Genomic DNA, 3,189 nt, shown 5'->3' with positions numbered 1-3,189 from the left:
GAGCTGAGAGATGAGAGCGCAAGACAAAGTTTCAAACGGCAAGGCGATACAGATCATGGGCCCGGTGGTGGACGTCATCTTCTCCGAGGGGAGACTCCCGGAGATATACACCGCGCTTACGGTCACGAATCCCGCGTTAGGCGCGGGGGAGGACAACCTCGTGCTCGAGGTGTCGCAGCACATAGGCGAGAATATGGTTCGCTGCATCGCCATGGATTCGACCGAGGGTCTGATCCGGGGCGCGGCCGTGCGAAACACCGGCGGACCGATAATGATGCCGGTTGGCAAGGAGGTTCTTGGCCGAGTCCTCAATGTTATCGGAGAACCGGTGGACGAGGGCGCGCCGCTCGCCGTTCAGAAGCGCATGCCGATCCACCGCGATCCGCCTGCGTTCAGCGAGCAGGCCACGGACATAGAGATGTTCGAGACCGGCATCAAGGTTATAGACCTGCTCGCCCCGTATCCCCGCGGCGGGAAGATAGGGCTTTTCGGCGGCGCAGGCGTGGGCAAGACCGTCCTGGTCATGGAACTCATACACAATGTGGCGCTCGAACACGGCGGGACGTCCGTGTTCGCCGGAGTGGGAGAGCGCACTAGGGAAGGCAACGACTTGTGGCTGGGGATGAAGTCGTCGGGAGTCCTCGACCGGACCGCGCTCATCTACGGACAGATGAACGAGCCTCCGGGCGCGAGGGCCAGGGTGGCGCTCTCCGCGCTCACGGTCGCAGAGTATTTTCGCGATGAGATGCGGCAGAACGTGCTGCTCTTCATCGACAACATATTCCGCTTCACTCAGGCGGGCTCCGAGGTCTCGGCGCTGCTCGGAAGGATGCCGTCGGCCGTAGGATATCAGCCGACGCTCTCGACCGAGATGGGCGAGCTGCAGGAGAGGATAACGACCACGCGGTCGGGCTCCATAACGTCGGTCCAGGCGATCTACGTCCCCGCGGACGATCTCACCGATCCCGCCCCGGCAGCCGCCTTCTCGCACCTCGACGCCACGATCGTGCTGTCGAGAAACATCGCGGAGCTCGGCATCTATCCGGCGGTGGATCCTCTCGACTCCACCTCCAGGATGCTGGCGCCGGAGGTGATCGGCGAGGAGCACTACTCGGTCGCCCGCCGTGCGCAGAGCCTGCTGCAGCGCTATAAGGACCTGCGCGACATCATTGCGATACTGGGGATGGACGAGTTGTCGGACGAAGACAAACAGGCGGTGGCCAGGGCCAGGAAGCTGCAGCGCTTCTTCTCACAGCCTTTGCACGTGGCCAGCCAGTTTACCGGGCTCGTCGGCAAATACGTCAAGCTGGAGGACACAGTCAGAGGCGTGAGCGAGATCATCGATGGGAAACACGACGACATGCCCGAGCAGGCCTTCTTCAACGTCGGCACGATAGAGGAGATGAGAGAGAAGGCGGACAGGATGGCCGCGAACCGATGAAGCTCATGATCATGACTCCGGGCAAGGCCGTGGTCGACGCGGAGGTTAGCTCCGTCACTCTCCCTGCCGCCCTCGGGCGGATGACGGCGCTCCAGGGGCACGATACGATGCTTGCGCTCCTGAATCCGGGGAACATACACTTCGTGAAGCAGGGCGATCGCGGAGGGGCGGTGAGGGAAGACTACGACATCGGGAGCGGATTCGCAGAGGTCATACACGACATGGTTACGGTGTGCGTTTCAGAGGCGGCGCCGGCCGCAGCCGCCTTCGAGAAGGGGAGGAAAAGTTGAAGGACGAACTGGCGAAACTCATCGATTCCGTGAAACAGGACGGCGTGGCCCGCGGCAGGGAAGAGGCGGAGAAGATCATATCCAAGGCCAAGGCCGACGCGGCGAAGCTGATCAACGACGCGCGCAGCGAAGGGGATGCGATCGTCGAGGAGGCGCATCACAAATCCGCAGCCGTGATGCGGAACCTCGACCAACAGATGTCTCTTGCGCTCCGAGACCTTGTTCTCAAGGCCAAGGGCGAGCTCGAGGATCTGATTGCGCTGGAGCCGCTCAGGCGCCGCGTCAAGGAGGCGCTTGCCGACCCGGAATTCATCAAAAAACTCATATTCAAGATCATATCGGAGTTCGCAAAAAACAGGACCTCGCACGAACTTGGGCAGCTCCACATAGTGATCCCGGAGGAGATGAAGGAACAATTCATGAAGGAGTGGTTTGCGATGATGAGGTCCGACCTCAACGTGCACGCGGCGCTGCATGCGGAGAAGGGTATGAAAGGATTCAAGCTCTTCACCGAAGAGAGCGGGGGCGAGCTGATCGTTGACACGGATTCCATGATGGAGGTGCTTAAGCCCTTCGTGTCCGAGAGGTTCCGCAGGATGCTGGATGAGCAGGCGGAGGCTGCGATCTGATGTCGTTCGAATATCTTTTGACAGCGCTGCCGCCTCTGCCGGCTACGCCCGGCGGAAAGGTGCCGATGTCGGCTTCGGAGCTGGCGAGGATGTGCTCCGAGGAAGACGAAGGCGCCTCGCTCCTGTCCCGCGCCCTGCTCGTCGAATTTGATATACGGGCGATGGAACGCGCAGTTTTAGGCGTCGAACCCGGCGAGACCGCGATTCTCAAGATCGATCAGATCAAGTCCAGGAAAGAGATGCCGGCCTGGCTCGATTCGGCGCTTCGCGATTTTTCCCGCAGCGAGGCGGGGCGGTATTCATTCGATGCGGTCTGGGACGCGTTTTACAGGAACCTCGCCGCCGTAGCCATGGAGTTCGAATCTTCGTTCGTGATGCGCTGGGCATGCTTCGACTCCGGGCTCAGGTCGGCGGTGGCCGCGCACAGGGCGTCCAGGTTGAAGGTCGAGGCCCCGTCGTGTGCGGCTGACGGCCGGTGCTCCGACGAGCCGTATGATTTCAGGAGGATCGTCGACGAGATCATCGACATAGAGGAGCGCGGCGAGGGCTCGTGGAAGGCGATCGACAGGCTCGTCGCCTCCGCAAGGCTTGCGAAGGCCCGCGACATGTCGGCGCCTTACGGGTTCGATCTGGACGAGCTCCTGGGGTACGTGGTGCAGTTCATAGTCTTAAAGCAGAGTTCATACCTGTCGTGAGGATCGACGGGCGGGAGGTGCTGTTTGAATGAGAGAAGCGTGAAAATAGTTATGGTGGACGACAACCTCGTCGTCGTCGACCTCAAGGGCATGGGCGGCAAGGGAGTGCCTTGCATGATGAACGAAGAGGCGTT

At 61.2% G+C, this 3,189-nt stretch carries 4 protein-coding genes; all 4 read left to right on the top strand.

The window, feature by feature from the left end; all coding sequences use genetic code 11:
* Window positions 1–10 precede the first annotated feature (10 nt).
* From atpD to WC683_20365, 4 genes are read left to right on the top strand one after another with little or no spacing between them, the layout of a single operon-like run.
* Window positions 11–1,441, top strand: coding sequence for a F0F1 ATP synthase subunit beta (atpD, locus tag WC683_20380; GenBank protein MFA4974968.1), 1,431 nt, complete (start codon window positions 11–13; stop codon window positions 1,439–1,441).
* The gene (locus tag WC683_20375) at window positions 1,438–1,731 is read left to right on the top strand and encodes a F0F1 ATP synthase subunit epsilon (protein ID MFA4974967.1); all 294 of its coding nucleotides are present in this window, start codon (window positions 1,438–1,440) and stop codon (window positions 1,729–1,731) included. Before atpD ends, WC683_20375 begins: the two co-directional genes overlap by 4 nt.
* Window positions 1,728–2,360 carry a hypothetical protein gene (locus WC683_20370; GenBank protein ID MFA4974966.1) on the top strand — a complete coding sequence of 211 codons (633 nt, stop codon included), beginning with the start codon at window positions 1,728–1,730 and terminating at the stop codon, window positions 2,358–2,360. The genes WC683_20375 and WC683_20370 overlap by 4 nt, the downstream gene beginning before the upstream one ends.
* On the top strand, window positions 2,360–3,055 hold the full coding sequence (locus WC683_20365; GenBank protein ID MFA4974965.1) for a hypothetical protein: 696 nt from the start codon (window positions 2,360–2,362) through the stop codon (window positions 3,053–3,055). The genes WC683_20370 and WC683_20365 overlap by 1 nt, the downstream gene beginning before the upstream one ends.
* Window positions 3,056–3,189 lie beyond the last annotated feature (134 nt).

The sequence above is a fragment of the bacterium genome (genome assembly GCA_041648665.1).
GTDB lineage: Bacteria > UBA10199 > UBA10199 > 2-02-FULL-44-16 > JAAZCA01 > JAFGMW01.
Note: the sequence above shows the minus strand (reverse complement) of the source record. Positions and strands in the feature narration are given on the sequence as shown.

Bases quoted from the DNA above. Each gene is read 5' to 3' on its own strand.
- WC683_20375 (MFA4974967.1), top strand. From the start codon at position 1,438: ATGAAGCTCATGATCATGACTCCGGGCAAGGCCGTGGTCGACGCGGAG.
- WC683_20365 (MFA4974965.1), top strand. From the start codon at position 2,360: ATGTCGTTCGAATATCTTTTGACAGCGCTGCCGCCTCTGCCGGCTACG.
- atpD (MFA4974968.1), top strand. From the start codon at position 11: ATGAGAGCGCAAGACAAAGTTTCAAACGGCAAGGCGATACAGATCATG.